This window comes from Paraglaciecola algarum (assembly GCF_021532655.1).
GTDB lineage: Bacteria > Pseudomonadota > Gammaproteobacteria > Enterobacterales > Alteromonadaceae > Paraglaciecola > Paraglaciecola algarum.
On sequence record NZ_JAKGAS010000009.1, the window covers coordinates 123,476 to 150,380 of the forward strand.

Annotated in this window: 29 protein-coding genes; 15 read left to right on the top strand and 14 right to left on the bottom strand. The window is 38.3% G+C overall.

Features of this window, described 5'->3' with window-relative positions; translation table 11 throughout:
• Window positions 1–140: 140 nt before the first annotated feature.
• The 4 genes from L0668_RS16035 to modA form a co-directional block, all read right to left on the bottom strand.
• On the bottom strand, window positions 141–1,751 hold the full coding sequence (locus tag L0668_RS16035) for a solute:sodium symporter family transporter (protein ID WP_235313735.1): 1,611 nt from the start codon (window positions 1,749–1,751) through the stop codon (window positions 141–143).
• Between the two features lie 191 nt (window positions 1,752–1,942).
• The gene (modC, locus tag L0668_RS16040) at window positions 1,943–3,037 is read right to left on the bottom strand and encodes a molybdenum ABC transporter ATP-binding protein (protein WP_235313736.1); all 1,095 of its coding nucleotides are present in this window, start codon (window positions 3,035–3,037) and stop codon (window positions 1,943–1,945) included.
• Between the two features lie 3 nt (window positions 3,038–3,040).
• Window positions 3,041–3,748 carry a molybdate ABC transporter permease subunit gene (gene modB / locus L0668_RS16045; RefSeq protein WP_235313737.1) on the bottom strand — a complete coding sequence of 236 codons (708 nt, stop codon included), beginning with the start codon at window positions 3,746–3,748 and terminating at the stop codon, window positions 3,041–3,043.
• Window positions 3,745–4,518, bottom strand: a complete 774-nt coding sequence (gene modA / locus L0668_RS16050; RefSeq protein ID WP_235313738.1) for a molybdate ABC transporter substrate-binding protein — start codon at window positions 4,516–4,518, stop codon at window positions 3,745–3,747. Before modA ends, modB begins: the two co-directional genes overlap by 4 nt.
• Window positions 4,519–4,710: 192 nt before the next feature.
• Here modA and L0668_RS16055 point away from each other — a divergent pair, with 192 nt between their 5' ends.
• The 4 genes from L0668_RS16055 (at window position 4,711) to L0668_RS16070 (ending at window position 8,734) form a co-directional block, all read left to right on the top strand.
• Complete coding sequence (locus tag L0668_RS16055) at window positions 4,711–5,391, top strand: type 2 periplasmic-binding domain-containing protein (RefSeq protein WP_235313739.1); 681 nt, start codon at window positions 4,711–4,713, stop codon at window positions 5,389–5,391.
• 159 nt (window positions 5,392–5,550) lie between these two features.
• Window positions 5,551–6,636, top strand: coding sequence for a GGDEF domain-containing protein (locus L0668_RS16060; RefSeq protein WP_235313740.1), 1,086 nt, complete (start codon window positions 5,551–5,553; stop codon window positions 6,634–6,636).
• A gap of 48 nt (window positions 6,637–6,684) precedes the next feature.
• The gene (locus tag L0668_RS16065) at window positions 6,685–8,517 is read left to right on the top strand and encodes an ABCB family ABC transporter ATP-binding protein/permease (protein ID WP_235313741.1); all 1,833 of its coding nucleotides are present in this window, start codon (window positions 6,685–6,687) and stop codon (window positions 8,515–8,517) included.
• A 4-nt stretch (window positions 8,518–8,521) separates the two neighbouring features.
• Complete coding sequence (locus L0668_RS16070; protein ID WP_235313742.1) at window positions 8,522–8,734, top strand: DUF3820 family protein; 213 nt, start codon at window positions 8,522–8,524, stop codon at window positions 8,732–8,734.
• Window positions 8,735–8,797: 63 nt separating this feature from the next.
• Here the strand turns inward: L0668_RS16070 and L0668_RS16075 are convergent, their stop codons facing one another.
• From L0668_RS16075 to L0668_RS16095, 5 genes are all read right to left on the bottom strand, one after another.
• Complete coding sequence (locus L0668_RS16075; RefSeq protein ID WP_235313743.1) at window positions 8,798–9,175, bottom strand: hypothetical protein; 378 nt, start codon at window positions 9,173–9,175, stop codon at window positions 8,798–8,800.
• A gap of 150 nt (window positions 9,176–9,325) precedes the next feature.
• The gene (locus L0668_RS16080; protein WP_235313744.1) at window positions 9,326–9,667 is read right to left on the bottom strand and encodes a Fis family transcriptional regulator; all 342 of its coding nucleotides are present in this window, start codon (window positions 9,665–9,667) and stop codon (window positions 9,326–9,328) included.
• 36 nt (window positions 9,668–9,703) lie between these two features.
• A complete protein-coding gene (gene ppnP, locus L0668_RS16085; protein WP_235313745.1) occupies window positions 9,704–9,985 on the bottom strand; it encodes a pyrimidine/purine nucleoside phosphorylase in 282 nt (93 codons plus the stop codon).
• A gap of 108 nt (window positions 9,986–10,093) precedes the next feature.
• Window positions 10,094–10,354: a hypothetical protein gene (locus L0668_RS16090; protein WP_235313746.1), complete on the bottom strand. Its 261-nt coding sequence runs from the start codon at window positions 10,352–10,354 to the stop codon at window positions 10,094–10,096.
• Window positions 10,355–10,458: 104 nt separating this feature from the next.
• Window positions 10,459–10,908: a hypothetical protein gene (locus L0668_RS16095; RefSeq protein WP_235313747.1), complete on the bottom strand. Its 450-nt coding sequence runs from the start codon at window positions 10,906–10,908 to the stop codon at window positions 10,459–10,461.
• A 139-nt stretch (window positions 10,909–11,047) separates the two neighbouring features.
• Between L0668_RS16095 and L0668_RS16100 the strand changes: the two genes are divergently transcribed.
• From L0668_RS16100 to ansA, 3 genes are read left to right on the top strand one after another with little or no spacing between them, the layout of a single operon-like run.
• Complete coding sequence (locus tag L0668_RS16100) at window positions 11,048–11,788, top strand: dienelactone hydrolase family protein (RefSeq protein ID WP_235313748.1); 741 nt, start codon at window positions 11,048–11,050, stop codon at window positions 11,786–11,788.
• An 8-nt stretch (window positions 11,789–11,796) separates the two neighbouring features.
• Window positions 11,797–12,642, top strand: coding sequence for a hypothetical protein (locus tag L0668_RS16105; RefSeq protein ID WP_235313749.1), 846 nt, complete (start codon window positions 11,797–11,799; stop codon window positions 12,640–12,642).
• Between the two features lie 18 nt (window positions 12,643–12,660).
• Window positions 12,661–13,674: an asparaginase gene (gene ansA, locus L0668_RS16110; RefSeq protein WP_235313750.1), complete on the top strand. Its 1,014-nt coding sequence runs from the start codon at window positions 12,661–12,663 to the stop codon at window positions 13,672–13,674.
• A gap of 202 nt (window positions 13,675–13,876) precedes the next feature.
• On the opposite strand, the gene cspE is transcribed toward ansA, so the two are convergent.
• The 4 genes from cspE to prmB all read right to left on the bottom strand — a co-directional run bounded on the left by cspE (window position 13,877) and on the right by prmB (window position 17,736).
• A complete protein-coding gene (gene cspE, locus L0668_RS16115; RefSeq protein WP_006994582.1) occupies window positions 13,877–14,083 on the bottom strand; it encodes a transcription antiterminator/RNA stability regulator CspE in 207 nt (68 codons plus the stop codon).
• 324 nt (window positions 14,084–14,407) lie between these two features.
• Window positions 14,408–15,571 (bottom strand): MFS transporter, encoded by a 1,164-nt coding sequence (locus L0668_RS16120; RefSeq protein ID WP_268820398.1) that lies wholly within the window; start codon window positions 15,569–15,571, stop codon window positions 14,408–14,410.
• A 37-nt stretch (window positions 15,572–15,608) separates the two neighbouring features.
• Entirely contained in the window at window positions 15,609–16,706 is a 1,098-nt protein-coding gene (aroC, locus tag L0668_RS16125) for a chorismate synthase (protein ID WP_235313751.1), read from the bottom strand.
• 88 nt (window positions 16,707–16,794) lie between these two features.
• On the bottom strand, window positions 16,795–17,736 hold the full coding sequence (prmB, locus tag L0668_RS16130) for a 50S ribosomal protein L3 N(5)-glutamine methyltransferase (protein ID WP_235313752.1): 942 nt from the start codon (window positions 17,734–17,736) through the stop codon (window positions 16,795–16,797).
• A 98-nt stretch (window positions 17,737–17,834) separates the two neighbouring features.
• Between prmB and smrB the strand changes: the two genes are divergently transcribed.
• The 6 genes from smrB (at window position 17,835) to L0668_RS16160 (ending at window position 23,734) form a co-directional block, all read left to right on the top strand.
• Entirely contained in the window at window positions 17,835–18,395 is a 561-nt protein-coding gene (gene smrB / locus L0668_RS16135; RefSeq protein ID WP_235313764.1) for an endonuclease SmrB, read from the top strand.
• Window positions 18,396–18,474: 79 nt separating this feature from the next.
• Window positions 18,475–19,956: a sigma-54-dependent transcriptional regulator gene (locus tag L0668_RS16140; RefSeq protein ID WP_235313753.1), complete on the top strand. Its 1,482-nt coding sequence runs from the start codon at window positions 18,475–18,477 to the stop codon at window positions 19,954–19,956.
• A 194-nt stretch (window positions 19,957–20,150) separates the two neighbouring features.
• The gene (locus L0668_RS16145) at window positions 20,151–21,404 is read left to right on the top strand and encodes an oligosaccharide flippase family protein (RefSeq protein WP_235313754.1); all 1,254 of its coding nucleotides are present in this window, start codon (window positions 20,151–20,153) and stop codon (window positions 21,402–21,404) included.
• 3 nt (window positions 21,405–21,407) lie between these two features.
• Window positions 21,408–22,421 carry a glycosyltransferase family 2 protein gene (locus L0668_RS16150; RefSeq protein ID WP_235313755.1) on the top strand — a complete coding sequence of 338 codons (1,014 nt, stop codon included), beginning with the start codon at window positions 21,408–21,410 and terminating at the stop codon, window positions 22,419–22,421.
• Between the two features lie 53 nt (window positions 22,422–22,474).
• Entirely contained in the window at window positions 22,475–22,849 is a 375-nt protein-coding gene (locus L0668_RS16155; RefSeq protein ID WP_235313756.1) for a hypothetical protein, read from the top strand.
• A 231-nt stretch (window positions 22,850–23,080) separates the two neighbouring features.
• Window positions 23,081–23,734 carry a CCXG family PEP-CTERM protein gene (locus L0668_RS16160; protein ID WP_235313757.1) on the top strand — a complete coding sequence of 218 codons (654 nt, stop codon included), beginning with the start codon at window positions 23,081–23,083 and terminating at the stop codon, window positions 23,732–23,734.
• Between the two features lie 92 nt (window positions 23,735–23,826).
• On the opposite strand, the gene L0668_RS16165 is transcribed toward L0668_RS16160, so the two are convergent.
• Entirely contained in the window at window positions 23,827–24,792 is a 966-nt protein-coding gene (locus tag L0668_RS16165; protein WP_235313758.1) for an integron integrase, read from the bottom strand.
• Window positions 24,793–25,224: 432 nt separating this feature from the next.
• Here L0668_RS16165 and L0668_RS16170 point away from each other — a divergent pair, with 432 nt between their 5' ends.
• Both L0668_RS16170 and L0668_RS16175 read left to right on the top strand, forming a co-directional pair.
• Window positions 25,225–26,070 (top strand): tyrosine-type recombinase/integrase, encoded by an 846-nt coding sequence (locus L0668_RS16170; protein ID WP_235313759.1) that lies wholly within the window; start codon window positions 25,225–25,227, stop codon window positions 26,068–26,070.
• Window positions 26,063–26,905 (top strand): IS91 family transposase (locus tag L0668_RS16175; RefSeq protein WP_235313760.1); only part of this gene is annotated, 843 nt, incomplete at its 3' end. The genes L0668_RS16170 and L0668_RS16175, both read left to right, overlap by 8 nt.

Sequence of the window (26,905 nt, forward strand, 5' to 3'; positions counted from 1 at the left end):
TAAAAAAGGGTTAACATATTGTTAACCCTTATCAAATTCAAGTTAATTCGTATATTCAATATACGTTTTGCACTTGTGTTTTTTAGTTTGTGCCCTTTATTTATGTAAAGGGAAGCAAGCCAATTAATAAGCGTTAAGGCTTACTTTGAAAAACCTATATAAATCGCCACTACAGCAATAACAAGAATAATGCTGGCTACTTTAGTGCCTTTCCAAGGCGTCATGTCGATTGGGGTATTGGTGGTAATTTCCCACGCTTCAGCCCGCGGTGCGACTTTAGCGCCAATAAACATAATTAACATTAAAGCAGCAAAAACAATCCCCATAGTGTGGAAGTTACTAATGCCTGTCAAATCAGAGGTATTTGCTCCACCGTTTAACGCTGGGTACACAATTAATAGACCAATCATCACCACCAAGCCACTAACCATAGAGTAAAACGCGGCAGCCGAAGGTACACGCTTATTTACCATGCCCATTACCACTACAGAAAAGATTGGGATGGCATAAATACCATTCATGGTTTGCAAGTAGCTAAAGATACTCGATGTTTTAGATAGCAACGGTGCGCCAAACATAGCAGCAATGGCGATGATGGTAACAAACAACTTGGCGGTTTTAACGGTTTTTTCATCACTGGCGGTTGGATTGATAACGTGTTTGTATAAGCCAATTGAGAACAAAGCTGAGGTTGAGTTAAGCGCTGCATTAAATGAGCTTAAAATAGCACCCACCATCACAGCGGCAAAGAAACCTGTTAACTGGGCTGGTAGCACATCAGCCACTAACTTACCGTAAGCGTCGTCGTTACTTACGCCTTGACCAAAATATAAGTGATAGGCAACTAACCCTGGCAAAACTAAGTAAATTGGACCAAGTAATTTTAATGCACCGGTCAATAACACACCTTTTTGACCTTCAGCTAGACTACTTGCGCCAAATGTACGCTGGATGATTTGCTGATTAGTACACCAGTAAAATAAGTTAAGCAAAGCGACACCAGTAAAGATGGTTGAAAATGGTACTTCAGAATCCAAACCTTCAGCCCCTGTTGAATCCATACGCTCTGGGTGTACCGTATTCAGCGTGTCCCAACCAGCCAAGATACCGCCATCTCCACCCAATACATACAGGGCGAATGCGGCAATCATGAATCCACCAATTAACAAACCAATGCCATTGATAGTATCAAGCACAGCTAAGGTTCTGAGGCCACCGAATCTAGAGTACATCATACCTGCTAGGCCTATACCGATACAGGTTATAGTTAACAGAGTAAACTCACTTTCTATGCCAGTTAACGTATGTAAATCCATCATGTTAATCAAGCCCTTAGCACCACTATACAAAACAATAGGAATTAACAAGAGCGCGTATGCGGCAAGAAAGATTGAATTAGCTAAAGTTTGGGTACGGCCATCGAAACGTTGCTCTAGGAATTGAGGAACAGTAGTGATACCAGAACGTAAAAATTTAGGTAAAAAGTATGCGGCCATTAACACTAAAGCAAGTACCGCTATCACTTCCCAAGCCATAACTGCCAAGCCATTTTTATAGGCTGAGCCATTCAGCCCCACCATTTGTTCGGTGGATAAGTTGGTTAGAAGGAGGGAGCCTGCAATAATAGGAAAGGTTAAACTTCTACCACCTAAAAAGAAGCCTTCACTACTTTTATTTTCGTAGTTACGCGTTAGAAACCAGGTAAGCCCAGCGGCAAAAAGTGTAAAAAGTAAAAAAGATACAATCGTCATAAGGTATGCACTATTTAATTAGTTAAAATCTAAGTTAATAGATTGAAATGGTTAGGTAAAGATTAAGGTTCAACATATTAACATCTCAAATATGAAAAACAACTAATCATAAGTGAAATACCAAAGATCGTTTGGATTGCACAATGATAAACAGCGAGTTCTGATTGTATCCTAGATAAATCAACGGAGGGTTAACGAACAATTGCCACAGACTTAATCATTGCCCACACTGTATCACCTTGCTGAATACCCAGCTCACTCAAAGATTTAGACGTTAAACTGGCGACAATCTGACTAGCTCCTATATACAATACTAGTAGAGATGTGCCGAGTTTGTGTTCATTCGAAACTTGACCAACCTTTACTTGAAGTATATTCAACACACTGGTTTGTTCCGGTGCAACTAAGCTTATACTTACGTCACTAGCAAGAATTTGAACTCTTACCTTTTTGTTCTGAATATTATTGAGTTTAGGTAACCAAAGCAATCCACCATCGAACCCGACTTGAGTTAAGTTCCACTTTTCATCTAATTGAACAAATTCGCACTCTAAAACCGTACTTAAATCCTGGTTTAAACTAAGCGGTGTATCTATATTGCCAAATAATTCAGTTAAATTTCCTTGGGCGACCACTTTACCTGCTTGTAAAATCACCCCGTAATCCGCTAGACGGATCATTTCTTCAATAGAATGAGTAACATAAATTATAGGGATCTTAAATTCGCTGTGTAAACCTTCTAAATAGGGCAAAATCTGCTGTTTACGAGCATTATCTAATGAGGCCAAAGGTTCGTCCATTAACAGAATTTGAGGTTTACTCAATAACGCTCTTGCGATGGCTACTCGTTGTCGTTCGCCACCAGACAACTGACTTGGATACTTATTGATAGTATTAGCGATTGCCAGCACGTCTATTACTTGTTGTAAAAATTTGGGGTCATGCTTTTCAGTGGAACGTTTAATGGCATAAGCTAAATTTTGCTTAACAGTTAAGTGGCTAAACAGGCTTGTTTCTTGAAATACATAACCCAGTTTCCGTTTATGCGTTGGCACAAAGTGCGAGCTATCTTGCCAAGTGTTGTGATTGAGTTGCACTTGCCCATTAGATATTTTTTCTAAACCAGCAATACAACGCAATAAAGAGGTTTTCCCCGAACCTGACTCACCAAAAATAACTGTCACACCGCGGCTAGGCATAATTAAATCTAGATCTAAACTAAAACCACTATAATTTGAGCTAGGATAGGTAAAAGATAACTTAACTTGTAGGCCATTATCGGACATCTATTATTGTCCCCTTCCCTTTAAGGTGAAAATATTTAATAAACTGGATTTTCTTCCAAGTCCATATAGGGCGAATAGAATAACAAAAGAAAATAGTATCATCATGGCTGATAACTGGTGCGCTTGGGCATAGTCTAACGCTTCTACATGATCATAAATTTGCACCGACACCACACGGGTTTCGCCAGGTATATTGCCACCTATCATCAAAACTATGCCAAACTCTCCCACTGTATGGGCAAATCCTAAAACAGCCCCCGTTAGAAACCCCGGTTTTGCTAAAGGCAAGACCACAGTAAAAAAACGATCGACAGGCCCAGCTCCTAACGTCGCAGCGACTTCTAGGGGACGCTCACCTATTGATTCAATAGCGTTTTGAATAGGTTGAACAACAAAAGGTAATGAATACAACATAGAGGCAACCACTAATCCCCAAAACGTAAACGCTAGTGTGCCTAAGCCCAATGTTTGAGTAAATCCACCAATAAAACCGTTAGGCCCCATGGCAATTAATACATAAAAACCTAAAACCGTTGGTGGCAATACTAGAGGCAAGGCCACAATCGTACTAATAGGCACCTTTAACCAGGACTTAGTTCTGGCTAACCACCAAGCTAATGGTGTGGCAAAAAACAGCAATAATAGGGTCACAGTACTCGCTAACTTTAAGGTTAAAAAGATAGTTTGAATGTCACTGTCTGATAAATTCACAATTCAGTATCCATATCTAATTGGGTAGGTAACTTATACCCACTGGAAAGAATAATTTGATGCGCTTTATCCTGTTTTAAGAACTGTATAAAAGCCAATGCTGCTTTATTCTTAGAGGCTCTTTTTAACAAAACGGCATCTTGATAAATCGGTTGGTATAAGTTTTCTGGAATAATCAAATAAGCGCCTTGATTTGGTTGATTGTGCAATTTAACTTGTGACCACGCAACTAAACCTAAATCTACATTACCAGAGCGTACAAATTGATAAGTTTGAGAAATATTCTCTCCTTGTATCCATTTATTTTGGCTGATGTTTGTAATCCCCAAACTTTGCAAAACTTGATGCGCGGCTGCACCATAGGGCGCTAATTTGGGATTAGCTAAAGCAAGTTTATTAAACTTCCCTAGGGTTAAGGTTTGCAGACCGTGTGCCAATGCCTCAGCCTTTGGTGACCATAAAACGAGCTGCCCTTGGGCATAAGTAAATAGACTTCCCTGAACCACCCACCCCTCTTTTTGTAATCTAAGGGGTTTGACTTGATCAGCAGAAAAGAACATATCAAATGGCGCACCATTGACAATTTGTGCGTAAATTTTTCCAGAGGAACCAAAAGACAAGTTAACTGTATGTGAGCTACCTTTTTCAAATTCATGCACTAAAGCTTTCATGCTATATGCAAAGTTTGAAGCCACCGCCCCATTAAAGGTCTCTGCTAAGATAACAGTGGTATAAAGGTTTAATATCAACAAACCAATAATTTTAGGCAAAAATAAAATTTTAATAACAATACTTTAGGTGGATCGAATACTACATATAGTTTGAATCACTGTGATGGCTATCACAAGAAGTTGTTTCGCATAATTCAAATTGGCAATTAACTAAGAAACCTTTATGATAGATAACCATATGTACTTGGTTATGTCACCTTGATGTTCAAATCTCCCTACTGCTGTATTTTAATGACTTGGCTGTTTTGCCAAACCTGTTTTTCTCAGAACACTGATGTACATGTTGTGACTGAATTATCCCCACCTTATCAGATAATAATTAACAACGAAGTAGCAGGATCCTCTACAGACAAAGTACGCGCTTTGTTAACGCAAGGACAAATTAGTAGTACTTTTAGTATGTACCCTTGGGCAAGAGCTTATGAAATGGCGGTTAACTCCCCAAATACATTAATTTATTCAATAGCAAAAACAAAGGAGCGCAAACACTTGTTTCATTGGCTTGCTCCAGTTACTTACTATAAGTTAGGTTTAGTAGCTAAAAGTGATAGAGCAGACCTCCTACAGGTATCCTTAAATAATTTAGCCAACTATTTAGTCGCAGTGCAACGTGCAGATATCGCCCATAATTGGATGCTAAAACAGGGGTTTGAAGAAAATAAACACTTTATAGTTTCACCCAATATAGAGAGCTCTTGGCAGCTTTTACTAAAAGAAAAAGTAGACTTTATTATCGAATCACCAGAGTTAATGCTGAACATGTTAAAAAGCTTTAATTTGGCTGAGAATACCACTCAATATGTGTTACCCATTCCGGAATTAGAATTAGTAGGCTATTTAGCTGCCAATAAACACCTAGATAATACAATCTTACGTAAGTTAAAAGATGCAACTAACGCTAGCAGCAAATAATATCATTCGGCATAAATAACCTAAAAAACAAAAAGAATGTTTCTAAAAATGTTCAACATCTATACAATATTTTTAAACTAATAATTAATTTTATTTTTTGAACAATTAGCATATTAAAAAGCACCCGTGTTTTCCTTCAGGTAAACCAAAGGCCAATAATTGAAGTTTATAAACAAGTTAACCACCTATTTTTATAAAGGTGTGCCAGACAAGGATGATTTGGAGTCGACCCAAAGAATAGTGGTCGCCAATATCTTTAGTATTTTAGGGGGGGTGATAACCCTTTTAATGGGTGTGACTGCACTACTAAATCACAAACCTGTTTTGGCTACAGTATTATTAATCCAAAGTTGTATTTATTTTTATGCTCACTTAATTTTTAGAAACAATTGGTTCTCAGTCCCGTACAAGTATTCGGCGAATCTGCTTTCAATATCTCTTATTACGTTAATGGTTTACCTCATTTACACTGGCGGTGTTAACGGGACTGGCCCGCTTTGGATATATTTAGTACCGCCCGTCATTTTATTTTTTGGTGGTTTATATAAAGGTTCTCGTAACTTACTTTTGTTTATTTTATTTATTAGTTTCCAGCTTTTTTATCCTGATCCGATATTGCTAGCAACAGAGTATTCATACGAATTTAAATCAAGGTTACTTTATTCATTTATAAGCGTTAGTTTACTTTTTGCTGTATACGAAGCCGCTCGACAAAGCTCTTACAAAAGTGTTATTAAGATTAGTAAACAATTTGAACGTCAAGCTATGCATGATGTGTTATCTGGACTATTAAACAGACGTGGCATGATGCAGAATTTAGAACTTGAATATGCTCGAAGTAAACGCAGTCAACTAAATACAAGTTTGGTTATGTGTGACATAGACTATTTCAAAAAAGTAAACGACTTATATGGCCATGAAAAAGGTGATGAAATAATTAAAAAAGTGGGACAAATATTTACTGGCGAACTAAGAAAACAAGATTCTATTGCTCGTTGGGGAGGCGAAGAGTATTTGTTTTTATTACCCACAACCACTTCTGCTCAAGCAGAAATATTGGCTGAAAAACTGCGTCAAAAAATCCAAAACACCACTTTTCAATCTAAGGATAGACAATTTAACATTACTGTGAGCATGGGGATCCACCAATTCAGCCCATTTGATAGTATTGATGATGCCGTTAACAGCGCAGATGCAAAACTTTATCAGGCTAAATCAGAGGGCAGAAATCGCTGGATAAGCTAACTTCAGCTGATATGATCCAGTATATTAATTTCTAGACGTAGCGGCTCAATGCGCCCCAATCACTTTCCCACAGACGAAAACACGCCTCTTAATTGGCAAATTTTTTCACAATTATGGCCCTATTTAACTGAGTTTAAACTCAGAATATTTTTAGCCATGCTTTTTTTAATTGCAGCTAAAGTGGCCACCATTTACCTGCCTTTTATTCTTAAATACACAGTTGATACATTAAATACCGAACAAGTGAATAGCGCACTAGTATTAGTGCCTTTTGGGCTCATTGCAGCTTATGGCGCATTACGCTTAGCCAACGTTATATTTGGTGAGATACGTGACACTTTATTTGGACGAGTGACGGAACGAGCCATGCGACGTTTGGGTCTAAAAGTATTCAAACACCTGCATTCTTTAGATTTAGATTTTCATTTAAACCGCCAAACCGGTGGACTATCTCGAGATATAGAGCGCGGCACTAGCGGTATAAGTTTTTTAATGCGATTTTTGGTGTTTAACATTGGCCCCACACTATTCGAAATTTTAGTGGTAGTGGGTGTACTGTTTTACAACTACGGGATCAGTTTTGCCTTAATTATTCTAGTTTCAGTGTTGAGTTATGTAAGTTACTCAGTTAAAGCCACAGATTGGCGCACTAAATATGTCAGAGAAGTAAACAAAGCTGACTCCAGCAGCAGTTCACGAGCTATAGACAGCTTACTAAACTACGAAACAGTTAAGTACTTTAACAATGAAGAATACGAAGCCAATCGATACGATACAGACTTAAGTACCTGGGAAAATGCACGACGTAAAAATCGACTCTCTTTGTTTGCTTTAAATGGTGGCCAAGCCACCATAATTGCTTTGTCTATGACCTGCATGATGGCACTAGCTGCGTATCAAGTGGCACACGGAAAAATGACTATCGGTGACTTTGTTTTAATTAATGCCTTTACTATGCAAATATTTATGCCCCTTAATTTTCTTGGTTTTGTATACAGAGAAATTCGCGGATCGTTAGCCAACATTGAAAACTTGTTTTCCTTATTAAACAAAAAAAGCCAAGTACCTATTACCCCAAATGCACCAGAGTTAAGTGCCCAGAAGGGTTTAGTAGAGTTCAAACACGTTGGCTTTAGCTATCGAAAAGATCGAATCATTTTACAAGATGTCAGTTTCAAAATATTACCCGGACAGAAAGTCGCAATAGTAGGCGAAAGTGGCGCGGGAAAATCGACTTTAGTGAAACTGCTATTTAGGTTTTATGATGTGACTTCAGGCAGTGTGAGTATTGATCAGCAAGATATTCGACAAGTGACTCAAGATAGCTTGCGCCAAAACATAGGTATAGTGCCGCAAGATACAGTCTTGTTTAACGATAGCATTTTCGAGAACGTACGATACGGTAGGCCCGAAGCAAGCAATCTAGAAGTTAATCAAGCGATAGATCTAGCCAACCTTAGAGCCTTTATTGAATCATTGCCAGACAAACATGAAACCCAAGTAGGTGAGCGAGGCTTGAAGCTTTCTGGCGGCGAAAAACAAAGAGTCGCTATTGCCAGAACTATTCTAAAACGTCCCAAAATATTAATCTTTGACGAAGCCACTTCCTCTCTTGATAGTCAATCTGAACAGTTAATCCTTAAAGCCATTAAAAATGTATCTAAAGGCCATTCAAGTTTAGTCATTGCCCATAGGTTATCCACCATAATTGACGCTGATAATATCATTGTGATGGGAGATGGAAAAATACTCGAACAAGGTTCCCATAAGTGTTTACTAGAAAAAGACGGAGCATATAAACAGTTGTGGTTAGCTCAAAGAGACAACGAAGAACAAAATAGCGAAGACAGCCACAGTACAGAATCATTGGATACTAAATAACCCTATGGATAATCAAGTTTTAGTAGAAGCCATTAACCAAACTATGCCATTTGGCAAATATGCCGGTAGAAAACTATTACATTTGCCTGAACCTTATTTAGTTTGGTTTAACAATAAAGGATTTCCAAAGAGCAAACTGGGTCAACAACTGGCTTTAATACATGAGGTCAAGGTAAATGGATTAGAATCCATGTTGGAGCCATTGCTTAAAAACTAAATGGGGTAACTAGAGGCTGATGAAATGATTACGATATATTTTATATTTTATATTTTATACACGCTAACCGCTCAATTTTTTTATAAAATTCAAGGCTTTTGAATCTTGGTTAAAAACGGTTATTTTCACCCCTGTACGTTCAACAAAGTTATCAATTAAATTACGTTGTAAGGTATTTTGACAAACAATGGCTGATTCAATGCATTTATTTAGATCTGACCATAGATAAAACTCGCCAATTAATTTAATAGTATCGGGGGAACCTAAAGTTTCTTCATCTAAATAATCTATTCGATACCAAGAACTAAGGTTGTTTTCCTTAACTGACGTTTTAACTCTTTCTATTGAATGCTTGATACCTTCAACATTAAAAGGCCCACGGAGCGAAATACTCAAAATATTTCCATCCCATTTTATATCTATATCGCCATGTTCTTTCATAAAATAAACATTACTTTAATAATTAGAGCCTATGTCAAATCAAATAAAATCGATAATAAATTATCTATTTCAAAGTTCATACATTGTTTAAATTACACTATACCAAGGCTCAAACTTCTGCCAATATTTATTGGTATTGATGCTTTAGCACTATAAAATTCGGGCTTGCCAGTCTCCATTATGCTGAGCTAAACAAGCTTCTTCGCTATCTAAAAACACATTACGACGCACGTCTTTTAACAACACGCCTACTTTGAGTAATTGTTGCTGAATAGTTTTACGCATTAACGCATCTTCTGATCTTGCTAACACTTGCTGGATTTCAAGGTTAGTGTTAAACACACAAGTTATCACTAAACTTCCAGGAAAATTAGCATAATCCGCCGAGTGCGTTAACCATTGAAACCCAGGAACCACGTCTTTAAAAGATTCACAAGCAATGGTCAGTGCTTTAACAAGGTTGTTATCAAGCTTTTTTACTGTCTTATTCATTGCTCATGATCTTATACTGATTGTTATTAATTAAGTTTAACCGTAAGTACACAAATATGCGGTTTCAACTTCAACTTTTACGTTAAAGCTTTTATTGGCTTCTACTGTAAAGCTTTCACCAGCATTATAAGTATTCCATTCGCTACTCTCTGGTAATTTAACAGTTAAAGCACCGCTTACCACAGACATAGTTTCAAACTGGCTAGTACCAAATTCATACTCACCAATTGCCATAACCCCAACGGTAGCCGGTAATGTCTCTGTTTGGAACGCAATAGAAGTAACTTTATTGTCAAAATAGTGATTTACATCAAACATGATTTATCCTAATAATTGTAAAAATAATTGAGGAGTAATTTAGCAAAACACGCCACTTAAACAAACCGCCAAAAGGATCTAACTTATCAGCACAAATATTTAATTAGATCATTTATCAATTGGCAAATCATCTTTTGGTTTGGCATTTCCATCTTGTTGCTTTTTCACTTCTTGTTTACGCTCTACCACTGCTTCTATGGTAATTTGGGCTTTAGGGTCGGGTATAAACATTTGAAGAAATAAGCCAAATGCAATAGCTCCTGCTTTTCTATTTTTTGCCAAATGAATCATTTTCAGACACACATAAATAAATCCAATAAACATTAACCAAGGTTTGGTTATTTCATATAAAACGCTTAGAGTTTCCATAATCGCACTCAACATAAATGTGTCAACGACGTGACAATCACCCCATTGACATAAAATGAATTTCAGTAAATTTTATTTACTGGCCTATTTCATAATTAATAAAGTTAAGTACGAGCTGTAACTTCGTCTAATTGGAGCTGATAGGCTGTTGAATCTAATATAGAAAATACTTCAAACAAAAGTGTTTGATTGTATTGATGAATATAGGCAACTAACACCTGACTATCGTAGGAAGTGATAAAAGGCGTTAGATCTTCTTGGGTGAAATATTGAAAAGCATGAAGCGGATTAACATGAGTTAAGTCAATGTTTCCATCGACTAAAAGATTAGCTTTTAAAAATTTAACCTTTGAAAATTGTACATTTGGAAGTTCATGATTGGCTAGATAGATTGGTTTACTTAAAGAGTCATTCGAAATGTTATTATTAGTTATTCCAGCTGTAGGAAATGTTTCAATATAGTCTGATTGTATTTCGCCAAGTGGCAACTGCTGTAATACAATAAACCAAGCAGCAAACACTAAACCTAGAAATGTAGTCAATGGAGATTTCATGCTACTCATGTCAATAAATAAGGCGATTTATATTCTTCATACATTCTTTTATGGTGCTGTACAAAATTAAAACAAGTCAATTTTAGAATTGGTCACATAACAGAGCTAATAATAGCTACATAAACAAATAGGACGAGATATGCTCATACAGAATCAAGTGCAAGATATCATTACAGCTACAGGAACCATGCGCACTAACGTGTATCGTCCATTAGATGACAAACAATATCCAACCATTATTTTTTACTCAGAAATTTTTCAAGAAACCACTCCTATCACCCGTAGCGCTCAAATATTAGCAGGTCATGGTTTTGTAGTATTAGTACCCGAAGTGTTCCATGAATTAAATCCAATTGGCACAGTATTGGCCTACGATGATGCAGGTAAAGATAAAGGCAACGCAGATAAATTTACTAAACCTTTAGAAGATCACGATTCTGATACCCTAGCCATGACTGATTTCGTGACTGCCCAAACCTATTCAAATGGAAAAGTAGGTGCCATGGGTGTGTGCATTGGTGGGCATTTAGCCTTTAGAGCAGCCTTGAATGAAAATATTGGCGCAGCGTTTTGTTTATATCCAACTGATATTCATTCTAATACCCTTCCCTGTGCTCAAGGCAATGACTCATTAAGTATGAGCAAACATATTAGCTGCCCATTGACATTGATATTTGGTAAACAAGATCCACATGTATCACCTGAAGGTAGAGTATTAATCCATCAAACTCTCAGCAAAAACGAAAATGACTTTAGCTGGCACGAAGTCAATGCTCAACATGCCTTTATGCGTGATGAAGGTGAACGTTACGACGCAGCCCTAGCCCTACAAATGTATAAAATGTCGATAGACTTTTTTCAGCAACATTTGCGCTCATAAAAACCAATATGAGTCGCTCCACAGGTGGTGAGATTATATTATTTACCGTCAGCTTGTTGTTGACGGTTTTATTTAATTTAAGTCATGCCAAGGCCAAACAAGTAGTCACTGAAAATCAATTTAGAGTGCATGGCTTATCTGCCTTTAAAGATGATAAAAGCGCCATGTTGCAAACTTGGCTGACCAAAGGAGTGAATTCAACTCGGGCTACATTGGGCATATACCCGACTCCCCTTGAATTACACTTGTATCCTAAAAAATCAAATCAGCCGGTTCCATGGGCCCATACGGTGCGTGATGAAAAAGGCAGCGTACATTTTTATGTTGATAGCCGTTTTAAATTACAGAAATTTGTAGATGATTGGACTATCTATCATGAATTGGCGCACATGGCCCTACCCTATCTAGGATCAGATTACCGTTGGCTTTCGGAAGGCTTCGCTAGCTATATGCAATACCAAATAATGGTTAAAGCAGGTGTATTAAAAGGCACGCTAAAAGAGAATTACCAAGCTAAAATATCGCCACAATTACGATGGTTTAATAAAAGTGAATTAACAGCTGCTTCTATCGCAAAAAGATTAATGGATAAACGCCAGTACCCTGCCGCTTATTGGGGTGGAGCATACTTTTTTGTTCTTGCTGACCAACAACTACAAGAGCAACATAAAATAAGTTTGACCGAACTTATTACTCAGTATCAAGATTGTTGCCGCGAAAAAGAACCCAATCTAAAGAGTGTTGTCACCTCTTTGGATGGTATTATTGACGACTCAATATTTAACGATCTATTAAAAAGGTATGAAACAGAGCCTGCGCGAAACCTATATCCTTTGGAACTGAAACTAGATTAACTCAATTGGAAAAGTATAGTGAAAAAACACATCTATGTTGCCTATACAGGCGGAACAATTGGCATGCGCCCGTCTCCACAGGGCTTTGTGCCTGCGGCTAAATTCCTATCTGAAACGTTAGCCAATATGCCAGAGTTTCATCGCAGTGAAATGCCTGACTTTACCATTCATGAATATGAACCTTTAATCGACTCTTCAGATATGAGTCCAGCTGACTGGCAACTCATTGCAGATGATATTCAACAAAACTACCATGATTATGACGGGTTTATCATTTTGCACGGTACAGATACCATGGCCTATACGGCCTCTGCACTGTCTTTTATGTTGGAAGACTTGGGAAAACCTGTAATTGTAACAGGCTCTCAAATTCCATTAGCTCAACTTCGTTCAGACGGCCAAGCGAACTTACTTAACGCTTTATTTATTGCGGCAAACTATCCTATTGCCGAAGTCACGCTATTTTTTAATAATCAACTGTTTAGAGGCAATCGCAGTCGAAAACTCGATGCCGACGGATTTAACGCTTTCGACTCTCCCAATTACCCAGCGCTATTAGAAGCTGGTATTAATATCGAAGTTAAAATAGATAAAAAACAACTAGGGGTAGATGACAAAAAACAACTTAAAGTAAGTAGGGTTACATCTCAGCCCATAGGTATAGTAACTTTGTATCCAGGCATTGCTCCTGAGGTGATAAAAAACACCCTACAACAACCTGTTAAAGCCTTGATATTATTAAGTTTCGGAGTGGGAAATGCGCCGCAAAACAAAGCCTTATTGGAACAGTTAGCGTTTGCCAATGATAATCAAATCATAGTATTAAACTGTACCCAATGTGTGCGCGGAAAAGTGAATATGTCAGGTTATGCCAATGGAAATATACTGAAAGAAGTGGGTGTAATATCTGGTAACGACATTACCCCAGAAGCAGCCTTAGCCAAATTGCATTATTTACTCAGTAAAGATTTACCCATTGCAAAAATAAAACGTTTATTGGTGACAAATTTACGAGGTGAGTTAAGCCAATAGCTAAAACTCAAAGCTATTAACCACAGAGAACCCAGATCGCTTCGCTTCACAGAGAAAAGATAATTATTACTTTCCTCTGTGCTCTCTTTGATCTCTGTGGTTTAAATTTATTTGTTTCTCGTCGTTTATAAACACAAATTTTAAGCAAAAAAAAAGCAAACCCTAAGGTCTGCTTTTCTTGCAATAATTTAATTCGTTAGAATTAAAGTACTACTATGTTCTCTGCTTGAGGACCTTTTTGGCCTTGAGTTACAGTGAACTCAACTTTTTGGCCTTCAGCCAAAGTTTTAAAGCCAGTACCTGTGATAGCACGGAAGTGAGCAAAAACGTCAGGTCCATTTTCTTGTTGAATGAAACCGAAACCTTTAGATTCGTTAAACCATTTTACTGTACCAGTAGTTGTAGACATAGTATTTCCTATATTTTTCAAAAGTAATTGTGTCTCCTAAGAGACGTTAGTTGTGCTGAAGTGTGTTGCAATTACTTATGAGCTACGAGACCGGGTACTGCAATGGAACGTCGAAACAATGTACATAAATATCAAACTTACTTTCAAGCAAGGCCAGTATAGCTAGCTCATAACTCAGGTCAACTATTATTATTAATAAACTGGTCAAACAAGGCTTTTTGTTTCAATAGCTTAGTCATACTATTGTCATAAATATGTCAAAAAACAGCTGTTTTAAGTTAAATGTTTGCTGAGTCTAATACTAAAAAATGCAGTTAACTAAGATTACATTCGTTTAGCAGGGATCATTAATAAGGTAAGTGCCGAACAAAAAGCAAAAATTGCCGCCAAGGTAAAAGCGAATTCTGCACCCTGTCCTTGATCCCAGTACCAGCCTGCGCCATAGTTTCCAGCCGCTCCACCGATACCAAAAGCGACACTGGCGTAAATGGCTTGCCCCTGCCCCTGATACTTTTTGCCAAAATAATGATGAATAAAATGCATTGAAGCTGAATGAGCCATACCAAAACTAAAGGCATGTAAAACTTGGCTAGCAATTAACACTACCCAATGTTGCGCTAACACAGCTAATAAATACCAACGAATAGCAGTGAGGATCATGCTCAAAAACAAAATCCACTTGACCCCAACCTTTTCGATTAATTTACCCGCTTGTAAAAATATTAAGACCTCTGCTGCCACACCTAGGGCAATTAACCAGCCTGTGGTTTGCCCGCTATATCCCAAATCTCGGGTATATAAGGCAAAGAAACCGTAATAAGGACCAAAACTAACTTGTAATAGTATGGCAGATAACAAAAATCCATAAAAAACCGGATGATGTATTTTTTTCCAGATAGATTCAGTCACTTGGTTAATAGAAGGGTCATGCCCTGGCTCGGTTAAGAACAAGGTGGCGACAAAAAGCGACAATAAAACAAATGCACCAATAAAAATCGGCGTTTCAGATGAAAATAAATCAATCATCAAACCGGTTAAGACTGTAAAAACAATATAACCGATACTTCCCCACAACCTAATTTTACTATACCTACCAGCGTGTGCATGCACACAGTTAAGGGTTAATACTTCGATTTGTGGAAGAATGGCAGTCCAAAACATCATCATGATGGCAAAACTAATGGTTAATGGCCAAAAGCCATTTACAAAGAATGCCAAACAAAAGGTACTAAATGTTAGAAATGCGCCTAGCTGTAAACATTTCAGGTGTTTGCCCGTTCTATCAGCAATTGCCGCCAATAAATTCGGCCCAGCAATTCTAGCCAAGGTAATTAAGGCGAATAACTCACCAATTTCTGTTGAGCTAAAACCTCGTCCATCTAAAAACACGCCCAAATAAGGAATGAGTACCCCAAACTGACCGAAATAAAATAAATAGGTAAAGGCTAATAAAACTAAATTAGAGGTAGAAAAAGCTGATTTTGGCAAGGGAGAATCGTATTAATAATAGGTACGAGACAAGCTGTTAAGCTTGTCCAGGAATGACAGGAGTAGTCGATTGAACATCAGCATTTTGGCCGCGGTTACGCAGTAGATGGTCCATTACCACTAAAGCCAACATAGCTTCTGCAATGGGTACCGCACGAATACCAACACATGGATCATGTCGACCTTTAGTAATAACCTCAGTACTTTGCCCATTTATGTCAATGGTTTCGCCCGGTACACTGATACTTGATGTCGGTTTAAGTGCCATGTGTACGATTAAATCTTGTCCACTAGAAATACCACCTAATACACCACCAGCTCGGTTTGATAAAAATCCTTCTGGGGTCATGACATCTCTGTGCTCACTACCCTTTTGCATTACAGTGTCAAATCCATCACCAATTTCAACACCTTTAACCGCGTTAATGCCCATCATGGCATGAGCTAAATCAGCGTCTAATCTATCAAAGATTGGCTCGCCTAACCCCACTGGCATATTGGTCGCCACTACTGAAACCTTGGCTCCAATTGAATCGCCTTCTTTTCTTAGGTCCCGCATATATTCATCTAATGCTTCTAACTTGCTCTCATCTGGGCAGAAAAATGGATTAGTATTGGTGACACTATGATCGATTGTATCGATCTTAATTGGCCCTAACTGAGACAAAAACCCGTGGATTTCGATGCCATGATGTTGTTTCAAATATTTTTTAGCCACGCCACCAGCAGCTACACGGATAGCGGTTTCACGAGCAGATGAACGACCACCACCACGGTAATCTCGTAGTCCATATTTTTGCTGATAGGTATAATCAGCATGGCCAGGTCTAAAGGTATCTTTTATTTTCGAATAGTCATTACTACGCTGATCATTGTTATTGATCAATAAACCAATGCTTGTGCCAGTGGTTTTACCTTCAAATACACCAGATAAAATCTTAACTTCGTCTTCTTCACGTCTAGCGGTTGTATAACGTGAAGTTCCTGGTTTTCTTCTATCTAAGTCGACTTGTAAATCGCTTTCAGATATTTCTAAGCCTGGAGGACAACCATCGATAATACCGCCAATAGCTATACCATGACTTTCGCCAAAGGTCGTGACGGTGAATAGTTTTCCGAAGGTGTTACCTGCCATAATCTGTTAATCCTGTTTTTATCTTGATACTTTTTATACTGTCGTAAAGTCATTATGCGGCTTTAATTAAAAAGCTAATACGTCTATTTTAATGCTCTACGGCTTTATAATACTCAATTAATTCGTTCTTGCTTATAGCAAATACGCCATGCCCACCGTTTTCAAACTCTATCCACTGAATAGGTAAATCTGGATAACGAGTATGCATGTGCACTTCACTATTGCCCACTTCAACAAATAACCAACCATTATCGGTTAAATGATTAGGCGCTTGGCGTAAGATAGTATCCACCAAATCTAATCCATCGTGCCCAGCGGCTAAGGCTAGTTCTGGTTCGTGATGAAACTCTTCAGGTAAGTCATCCATATCTTCTGCATCAACATACGGAGGATTACTGATAATGAGATCATACTGCTGACCTTGCAAAGCATTCATTAAATCCGACTGGATTGGCAATACTCTATGGTTCAAACCATGTTCTGTAATATTTAAATCCGCCACTTCTAATGCATCGGTACTGATATCCACGGCATCAACATGGGCATTTTCAAAAGCATAAGCCAAGGCTATGGCAATACAGCCGCCACCGGTACATAAATCTAGAATATTATGGGGAGACTCTTCACCTATCCAGGGTTCAAATTCATCTTTTATTAATTCTGCAAAAGGTGATCTTGGAATAAGTACCCTTTCATCTACATAAAATGGCAAACCACAAAACCAAGCTTGATTCGTCAGATAAGGAACGGGAATACGCTCCTCAACGCGTCGAGTAACTAGCGCGATAATATTCATTTTCTCTACGCGAGTTAATCGACTGTGAAATAATTGGTCACCGGTTTGCTCTGGTAAGTCTTGAGGTAAATGTAATACCTGCAGTACCAAACTGACCGCTTCGTCCCAAGGATTATCACTACCATGACCGTAAAAAAGTCCAGCTTGGTTAAAACAACTTACCGACCAACGCACCATGTCTAACATAGTGTGTAAGTCTGTGACTAACTGTTCTGTATCTATTCTATCGGCCATTTGTTCTCAAATTTATTACAGTTGGCGAGTATCTGACTCGTGTTCTCAATGAACAAACTTGGTATACTTCAACCAAGATGAATATTGATAAAAAGTTAATGAAAGACAAGCTATTTCCTAGGGAAAACTCAAAGGTCGAAGATGAACTCGATTTGTTCCAAAGTGAGTTTAAAGACATAGCTCCTTTAAAGCAGGACAAAATACCGCCTCAACGCTTTTCCAGCAAGCAAAAATCGGGACTAAAAGAAAAAAACCAACAAAATGTGGCTGAATTGAAACAAGCATCGGCAGCTTTTGAGTTTTCAGATGGTTTTGAAGGCCATTTCGATATCGATCAGCCGCTAAAATATACCAGAGAAGGTTCTGACAGCCATGAAGTAAAACGACTAAGACGTGGCGATTATCCACCGGATCTAATTCTCGATTTACATGGTTTTAAAAAAGATGAAGCAAAACTAGAAATAGCAGCACTTATTCAAGCGGCACAAAAACAACACGTTTATTGCGTGCAAATTATGCATGGCAAAGGCACCTTTGCATTAAAAAAAGCCATTCCGAATTGGTTGATCCAGCACCCTGCTGTTATTGGTTTTCATCAAGCGCCCAAAATTTGGGGTGGGCAAAGCGCCTTACTCATCCTAATAGAACAAACTCAATAGCGAGCAATTTTTTACTTAGCATCTGTTAAAAATTATGTAATGCTGGCTATTATATCGTTTACAAGGATATCTATTAAGCATGAGTACAACCAGTCAAGCCAGTATCTTATTTGTTGATGATGAAGAACAAATCTTAGGCTCACTTAAACGAGTAGTTAGAGATATGAATCTAGAGGTGTTCACTGCTCCGTCGGGAGAAGCTGGATTAACTGTTCTTGAACAAAATAATATAGATATAGTGATATCAGACAAAAACATGCCAGGTATGAATGGTAATGATTTTTTGCAAAAAGTCGCTGAACAGTGGCCAGAAACCGTGCGCATTATGTTGACTGCTTATACCGAATTAGACGATATCATAAAAAGCATAAACTCAGGAAAAATATGGAGTTACATGAAAAAGCCTTGGGATAACACTGAGTTAAAACTCAATATCCAACAGGCAATCAACTATATGGAAGTTATAGCTGAACGCAGTCTATTGCGACACACCTTAGAGCAGGTTAATACCAAACGTAAACGCAATTTCATGGGCTTTATTGGCCAGTCGACCAAGATGCAATTTGTCTATAATTCCATAGAACATTGTGCCCCGAGTCATGCATCAGTGTTTATTACCGGTCCTAGCGGAGCAGGTAAAGAGTTAGCAGCGGATGCCATTCATAAACTTAGCCCAAGAAAAGATAAGCCTCTAGTTATCATTAACTGTGCAGCCATTCCACAAGAACTAATGGAGTCTGAGATATTTGGCCATGTAAAAGGTGCGTTTTCTGGTGCAGTTGCCAACCGCGACGGTGCCGCCAGTTTAGCCCACGAAGGTACCTTGTTTTTAGATGAACTAGGTGAGATGGATATTTCGCTACAAGCAAAAATATTACGTTTTATTCAAACCGGTACATTCCAAAGAGTAGGTAGCAGTAAAACAGAAAAGGTCGATATTCGCTTTATTAGTGCTACCAACCGCGAACCTATGCAAGCTATTGCGGATGGAAAATTAAGAGAGGATTTATACTACCGTCTCAACGTTATTTCTATTCACCTTCCCGCTCTGAACCAGCGAGAAAAAGATCCTAGCCAAATAGCTCAATACTTTTTGAATCGATTTAGTGATTTAGAACAAAAAGTCTTTGTAGGTTTATCATCAGCAGCAGAGAATTTAATCAATAACTATGATTGGCCGGGTAACGTTCGCCAGCTAGAAAACACCATTCACAGTGCAGTGGTGATGTCTGAAGGACCACTCATGACCGAAGAAAATTTAGGCAGGCAACTACAACTCGACAAAAGACAAGTCTACGCCTTAATCAGCAAGCCCAATTCGCAAACGAGTTTTGACAATAATGCTCAGCCCACGGCTGCTAGCCCTCAACTTGCTGCCAATACGTCTTCAGATTCAGAGTTTTCAGAAACACCTCACATCCGCAGCTTAGCCGAAGTAGAACGAGCTGCCATTGAACATGCCATTGCTGCATGTGACGAAAACGTGGTTAAAGCTGCCAGTCTATTGGAAGTAAGCCCATCAACTTTGTACCGAAAAGTACAACAATGGGAAGATAAATAACTCAATTTATCTTTATCTAGTTTGAAATTCTTTTTGCATCTTGCAAATTAAGCCCTTTGCAAGATGCGAAATAACCTTTATCTAAAACAACCTATAAAAAAATAACCATAGCTTTCAAGTACTTAAAAAACTGAGTTTTATGGCCTGCATTTTGTAATACACCCAATAAGATTAAGTATTAGGTGTTTTGGAAAATGTATTTCATTAAAGTAAATAGCAACAAACGACTGCTTAATAACACTAGTTGGTTACTGGTCACTGAAGTTGCCGCAAAAGTTTCTAGAATAGCCGTAATATTTGCCTTAGCAGCAACCTTAACTGCCATTGAATATGGCACAGTCATGTTAGCCCTTGCTTGCCATGAAATATTCAAATTAATTTTACGCTCGGGGGCCGGAGCACAAATCATTCAGTGCAGTGATAAACAACTGCCCCAATTTGCCCAAAATGGCATGTTGCTGCAATGGCTTGTGTGCTTATTATTGGCAAGCAGCCAAGCAGCGCTAGCCTTTCCCATCGCTGACTTTTATAACAATCCAGAACTGCTTAAGCTCATTGCTTTAATGGCTATTGTTTACCTTTTCTACCCTCTTGTGAGTGTCAAAGTGTTTTTGGTTCAACGAGCTAATAACATGCGTTTCTTCAGCATTCGCAACGCATTATGTATCTTAACTGAAAACCTGAGTATCGCACTATTTGCCCTATTAGATTGCGGGATCATGTCAGTGGTTTACGGCAAGTGGGTATTTGCCTCGCTGTGGATACTGCTGTTTTATTTCGCACCTGTAAAAAGTTTTGGCGTTGGGTTCCAAGCTCATGTGTTCTTATCTCTATGCAAAACCTCTGGGCAATTGTTGTGTACCGAATTAGTTCGTGCCCTACGAATGCAATTGGACATGTTGATAGGTGCCCGATTATTAAGTCCTGAATTATTTGGCTTATATTGTTTCGCAAAAAGTGCAGGTGTTGGCTTAAGCCAATCAATCAACAATGCATTTAATGCAGGCTTATACCCCCATTTATGTGACAAACATCGCGCCAATAAACTCATCCCTTACGTGCCAACCGTTTATGCTATCACCAGCATTGTTGGCTGTTTATTTCTCCTCCAGGCCTTGCTCGTACCTTTTTACGTGCCCTTATTGTTTAGCCAAGAATGGCAACAAAATCATACTGTTATTATTTTACTTTGCTTGGCAGCCTTGCCCGCTATTTTTATCGATACCCAATGTAATCTACTAAGGGCCAAAGCTGCCTATCAATCAGAGCTTTATGTGCGTTTGTATTGTTTATTGATAACCACAGCTTGCTTATTAGCCATTCAAGCAGCAACCCCCCAAATATTCGCCCTAACCATTTTAGTTAGTAGCCTCTTATGGTTATTGGCACTTATTCCATATACCCACTTAAAAAACCTATTTTTATTTCCAGCAACAACTCGGAGCTAAATCATGAGCAAACTACCTATCATATCTGTTGTGATCCCTATGTATAACGTCGAAAAATATATCGAACAATGTATTCAATCTGTATTGGCCCAGACGTTTAAGAATTTTGAAATTATCTGCGTAGACGACGGCTGCACAGACAACACCTTAGCAAAGCTCAATGCTTTTACTGACCAAAGAATTAAGTTAGTAAGGCAAGTGAATAGAGGATTGTCAGCGGCTCGCAATACAGGTATTTCCAACTCTAAAGGGGTATATGTGGCCTTGTTAGATGCTGATGACTTTTGGGCAAAAGAAAAGTTAAGCCAACACATCAATCACCTCAATAAAAACCCAGAGGTGGGTGTGAGTTACTGCCCTTCTTTATTTATAAATGAACAAGGCAAAAAGATGGGTATTGGCCAATTCCCTAGACTTAAAAACGTGTCAGCTAAACATATATTTTGCAGAAACCCTGTGGGCAATGGCTCAGCACCGGTTATCCGTAAACGTCTATTAAACGAAATGACTTACGAAACCAAAGATCCTAAAAAGGCCAATGCTAAAAGGCAGTGCGTATTTGATGAAGACCTACGTCAATCAGAAGACATTGAACTTTGGACCCGAATCGCCTTAACAGCTAAATGGAAATTTGAAGGAATAAACGCACCACTCACCTACTACCGAGTAAACGAAGGTGGCCTCTCAGCCAATTTAAAAAAACAATATACCAGTTGGTGTTTAGCCATGGCTAAAAACCACCAAGCCAACCCAATGTTTTTTAAACGTTATTTATCACTAGCAAGAGCCTACCAACTTAGATACTTGGCACGCAGAGCCATTCGTTCAGGTGATAGTTGGCAAGCCATTAAGTTGGTACACCATGCCTTATTAATTCAGCCCAAAATTGCAATTGAAGAGCCCAGTAGAACGTTAATCACCTACGTTTGTGCGCTAATTTCTATATTGCCTAGAACGCTTTATAAAACGCTCGAAATCAAAGCTATGCAGTTTATACAACAACGCAGCGCAACTTAGTGAAGACCTATTAGATGCCAACCTTAAGTAAAATTAGAAAAGACCCGGACATAATGAACTTACTTAGCCGCCTGCCTAAAGAAACCGCAGACAGCTTAACCAACGTTCAACTTCAGCACTTAAAAATAGCCTATGGCAGTGGGCAATTCCGTAAACATAAAGTGGACATACGAGGCACCTTTCCAGTGCCATTTTATCCTTCACGAATTTACTTTGTGATATTAATGGGCCGTAATATTCGTTCATTATCACGGCAAGAACAATCCATCGCCATATTTAACATTTTGATTATGGCCACGATATTTTTAGCCCTCAGCACCGCCTTAGGGTTAATCATTTTGTACTTTATAAAATCTGCACTGGGTATCAATCTTTTAGATGGCTACTCTCTAGGTTTGTGGGATTGGTTCAAACAATTTTGGAAATAACAATAAGTCATACCGCATAACCTAAGCCAAAGTTAGTTTGGTATTTATGTTTAATGCCTCAGCCCCTTTTTCATTTTGCAAAGCGGATTGAGAAACATTTTTTATTTTAACCAACAAGCATATTAAAACACTGCTAAATAATAAATATTAAACTTATATATCAATTAGATAACCATTGGTTCGGAATGTGCAATAACGAAGTTGTCTAATCAATATCTTCGGAGTAGTAAAATGTTTAAATATTTAATAGTTATCGTCATGCTGTTAGTAACAAGTAATACTCAGGCCGCGCTGATTAGTTTGCAGTCGTTGTCTATCAATAACACCTTTGACGCTGCAAACGGATTCAAAGCCTATTGGCAAAACCAAACCTTTAACGCTAGTCAACCTATCTATTATGAAAACATTAATTTTGAAAATATTAAAACAGGTGGCTACAGCCTAAATTTATTGTCAATTAGCTTTGAACTACCACTGCCCATTACATTCAGTATTCTTGCTGGGTTAGATGCCCATCACGGTGCAGACATATATGTGAACGACACAATGACTTATTCTAATAATGATGACCTTTGGTGGAGTAAAAAATGGCCCCACAAAGACGTGGTTGAACTAGAACAAATACCCCTGTTAGCGGGGTTAAATTCTATCGATATTTTTTGGGCAGAATCATGTTGCAATGGCCCTAACTCTGTAATGTTTTCAGTTGATAACGCCTTACCAATATTTTTAAGTGGTACAGCTCTACAAAGTGAGATCCCACAAGTCTCAGCACCCAATAATTTAACGTTATTTGCTTTGGGTCTATGCCTTTTAATTTGGTTTAGCAGAAAGCCTCTTAAAAACGAAGAAACAAAGACTAAACATGAGCACAAAGCTACATAGTTTCTCCTATAGGCTTTGTGTAATCGATGACTAGTAACGAAACCTCACGTAAAGTGACTTAGGTGTTGTATAAATAGCTGTACTAAATCCACTTAAATAACTTTACGATCAAAAGGGCTGATAGTGTGACTAAACCTTGAGCCAATAACATGTGTATATAATTCTGTCGTTCTTAGGTCGGAATGCCCTAATAACTCTTGAACTGTTCTAATATCCGTTCCGTTTAATAAAAGTTGTGTTGCAAAAGTATGGCGAAAAGTATGAGCTTTGACTCTTTTTGCAATGCCTGTTTTTAATACAGCCTGTCTTAATTGCTTTCTAAAAGCCGTCTCATGAATATGATGCCTACATATGTATCCATCATGGGGGTGTTCACAACGGATACTTGAAGGAAATAGGTATTGCCATGAAAAGTCTTTTGCAGCGTGGCCATATTTCCGAATAAGTGAAGGAGGTAATGAGGTTAACCCGTAGCCTTCACAGGTGTCTTTGTGATGTATTAGCTTTGCTTTTTCGATTTGATTTTTAATGGACTCATTTAACGATTTAGGTAGTAAGGTATATCTGTCTTTTCGCCCTTTTCCTCTAAAAACGAATAAAGTATTGTCAGCCAAGTTTAAGTCTTTAACCCTTAACTTTAAGGCTTCATTGATCCTTAATCCGCAGCCATAAAGTAACGATGCTATTAACCAATACTTGTCTTTTAGATTTCCAATTATTTGCATAGCCTCTTCATGCGTTAGTACAGTTGGTATGGCACGATCACGTTTTGTGAATCCATACTTTAAGTTTTTAATTTCACGCTGAATGACATTTTTGTACATAAATATAATGGCACAGAGAGCTTGGTTTTGAGTGGCACTGCTGACTTGTCTATTTATCGCAAGATGGTTAAGAAATCGTTCAATTTCATGGTTTCCCATATCATTTGGATGTTTTTTGTCGTTAAACAAAATAAAGCCTTTAATCCACCAGAGGTATGATTTTTCAGTTTTAATGCTGTAACGCATTGTTCTGATTTCTTGTCTAACAGATTCCAAAAATGGTGACTTGGTCATTGCTTTAATTCCAATGTCATAACTGTATTTTTATACAGTTATAATTGAGATATTCAAATTCTGCAAGAAATGGCGCGTTATGTAATTGGTAATTATTCTCGAAAACTCCAAGGGCGCGAAAATTACACTATAAAAATCAATTGCTTATTTTATGTTAATATTACATAACGACCCAAAATAATTCTCGTTAAATACAATTCTCGCTTTCAACAAAGTTATCAACTGTTGTTAGTGCTTAAATAAGCTGATAAGTTATTAATATTGTTAAATAAAATTACCGTGAATTTGTAATTGCTAGCTCAAGTCAAAATGGAGTTAACAGGAATTCCCGCTAATACATTGTTGAACTAAGCCGCTGCGCGGAGCCTCCTTTTTTCGTCTGATCTACCACACTTATCTTTGGGTATTTTCCCAATTTACCGGAGATAAGCCATGAGTAAGTTACGTCCAGCTTTACACGATGAAATCACTTTGCGAGGTTACTCACCTCGTACCCGAGAAACCTATGTTTATGCGATTGAGAAATTGGCGAAGTATTACGACCAAGCCATCAGCACACTCACTGACCAGCAACTTGAACAGTATTTTCGCTATTTAACCTTAGAGAAGAAACTCTCTCGCTCTACGATATTAGTGCAGTTAAACGGCATTCATTTTTTGTATGAGCATGTATTGCATAAAAAGTTTAAGGTGAAGGTTTGTTGGCCTAAACAAAAACAAGTGATACCGGAGTTGTTATCAAGGGCAGAGGTGAAGTTAATCATTTCCCATGTGCCCCATGAAAAATACCAAACCATGCTATTGATATTGTATGGCTGCGGTTTGCGCATTAGTGAATTGATGCACCTTAAAGTCAGTGATATTGATGGTGGGCGTGAAACCCTCAAAATACGTCAAGGCAAAGGCGGTAAAGATAGATTTGTGGTTGTACCGCCTTCCATTTTAGCGTTGATGAGGTTGTATTGGTGCCGTTATCACCCTGGTGTTTGGTTGTTTCCATCAAGAGGTGAAGGTAAGCAACCACTGAATGAGTCATCATTAAGAAAACAGCTTAAAACCGCAGTACGTTTATCAGGCATTAATAAACGTTGCAGTGCCCATAGTTTTCGTCATGCTTTTGCTACGCATCAACTTGAAGCAGGTATGCCGCTGCATCAGTTGCAACATCAACTGGGGCACAGTGATATTAGAACAACCTCGCGCTATTTACATTGGCTACCAGAATTGGGTCACGGTGGTGTGGATTTATTGTCAGGGTGGGGAGATGACCATGGCTAGTCAGTATCATTTATCTGAGGTGCTCCAGCGATTTTTACCTAACTACCAACAATTACATGCTTTGAATTATCGCCAATCTCTAGTGTGTCAACATATTGCAGCTTGCCATACTGCTAAGTTGGGCATGCAACAATGGCAATGCGATAGGTGTGAATTCCAAAAAATCCATTATTGCTCGTACCGAGATAGGCATTGCCCGCGATGCCAAGGACAAAAAAGCCAAGAATGGATAGCGAAACAACAAGCACAGGTGATTAACGGGCCATATTTCCACTTGGTATTTACCTTACCTCATGAGTTGAATGTTATCAGTCAATATGCAGACAAGGCTTTATATCGAGCACTGTTTCAGGCTGTATGGCAAACACTGAGTCAGTTTGCTGCTAATCGAAAACAGCTCAAAGGACAATTGGGTATCACTACGGTATTACATACTTGGGGACAAACGTTAAGCCAGCATATCCATTTACATTGTTTGGTACCAGGAGGTGTACTGACAAAAGAAGGTAAATGGATAACGGTAAAAAAAGCCTATTTGTTCCCTGTAAAAGCCCTATCTCAGGTATTTAAAGGTAAAATGCTACAGGCCCTGCGAGCAGAAAGTGTTGCATTGCCTCGCTTAGATGCGGTCATTAACAAACCTTGGTGTGTATACAGCAAAGCGTGTTTAGCGCGACCAGAAACCGTGATTAAGTATTTAGCTCGTTATACTCAAAAAGGCATGCTGCATGAGTCGAGAATAAAACATATCAGCCAAGATGATGTGACCTTCAGTTACAAAGATTATCGTCAGCCAACCCAACAAAAAACGATGACACTCAGTGGTGTCGAGTTT

Bases quoted from the DNA above. Each gene is read 5' to 3' on its own strand.
- ppnP (WP_235313745.1), bottom strand. From the start codon at position 9,985: ATGTTTGATGTAAATCACTATTTTGACAATAAAGTTACTTCTATTGCG.
- L0668_RS16055 (WP_235313739.1), top strand. From the start codon at position 4,711: ATGACTTGGCTGTTTTGCCAAACCTGTTTTTCTCAGAACACTGATGTA.
- modC (WP_235313736.1), bottom strand. From the start codon at position 3,037: ATGTCCGATAATGGCCTACAAGTTAAGTTATCTTTTACCTATCCTAGC.
- prmB (WP_235313752.1), bottom strand. From the start codon at position 17,736: ATGGCCGATAGAATAGATACAGAACAGTTAGTCACAGACTTACACACT.
- L0668_RS16095 (WP_235313747.1), bottom strand. From the start codon at position 10,908: ATGAAATCTCCATTGACTACATTTCTAGGTTTAGTGTTTGCTGCTTGG.
- L0668_RS16080 (WP_235313744.1), bottom strand. From the start codon at position 9,667: ATGAATAAGACAGTAAAAAAGCTTGATAACAACCTTGTTAAAGCACTG.
- L0668_RS16160 (WP_235313757.1), top strand. From the start codon at position 23,081: ATGTTTAAATATTTAATAGTTATCGTCATGCTGTTAGTAACAAGTAAT.
- L0668_RS16155 (WP_235313756.1), top strand. From the start codon at position 22,475: ATGAACTTACTTAGCCGCCTGCCTAAAGAAACCGCAGACAGCTTAACC.
- L0668_RS16140 (WP_235313753.1), top strand. From the start codon at position 18,475: ATGAGTACAACCAGTCAAGCCAGTATCTTATTTGTTGATGATGAAGAA.
- L0668_RS16150 (WP_235313755.1), top strand. From the start codon at position 21,408: ATGAGCAAACTACCTATCATATCTGTTGTGATCCCTATGTATAACGTC.
- L0668_RS16065 (WP_235313741.1), top strand. From the start codon at position 6,685: ATGCGCCCCAATCACTTTCCCACAGACGAAAACACGCCTCTTAATTGG.
- L0668_RS16105 (WP_235313749.1), top strand. From the start codon at position 11,797: ATGAGTCGCTCCACAGGTGGTGAGATTATATTATTTACCGTCAGCTTG.
- L0668_RS16170 (WP_235313759.1), top strand. From the start codon at position 25,225: ATGAGTAAGTTACGTCCAGCTTTACACGATGAAATCACTTTGCGAGGT.
- L0668_RS16100 (WP_235313748.1), top strand. From the start codon at position 11,048: ATGCTCATACAGAATCAAGTGCAAGATATCATTACAGCTACAGGAACC.
- L0668_RS16035 (WP_235313735.1), bottom strand. From the start codon at position 1,751: ATGACGATTGTATCTTTTTTACTTTTTACACTTTTTGCCGCTGGGCTT.
- smrB (WP_235313764.1), top strand. From the start codon at position 17,835: ATGAAAGACAAGCTATTTCCTAGGGAAAACTCAAAGGTCGAAGATGAA.
- L0668_RS16145 (WP_235313754.1), top strand. From the start codon at position 20,151: ATGTATTTCATTAAAGTAAATAGCAACAAACGACTGCTTAATAACACT.
- L0668_RS16165 (WP_235313758.1), bottom strand. From the start codon at position 24,792: ATGACCAAGTCACCATTTTTGGAATCTGTTAGACAAGAAATCAGAACA.
- L0668_RS16075 (WP_235313743.1), bottom strand. From the start codon at position 9,175: ATGAAAGAACATGGCGATATAGATATAAAATGGGATGGAAATATTTTG.
- L0668_RS16070 (WP_235313742.1), top strand. From the start codon at position 8,522: ATGGATAATCAAGTTTTAGTAGAAGCCATTAACCAAACTATGCCATTT.
- cspE (WP_006994582.1), bottom strand. From the start codon at position 14,083: ATGTCTACAACTACTGGTACAGTAAAATGGTTTAACGAATCTAAAGGT.
- L0668_RS16090 (WP_235313746.1), bottom strand. From the start codon at position 10,354: ATGGAAACTCTAAGCGTTTTATATGAAATAACCAAACCTTGGTTAATG.
- aroC (WP_235313751.1), bottom strand. From the start codon at position 16,706: ATGGCAGGTAACACCTTCGGAAAACTATTCACCGTCACGACCTTTGGC.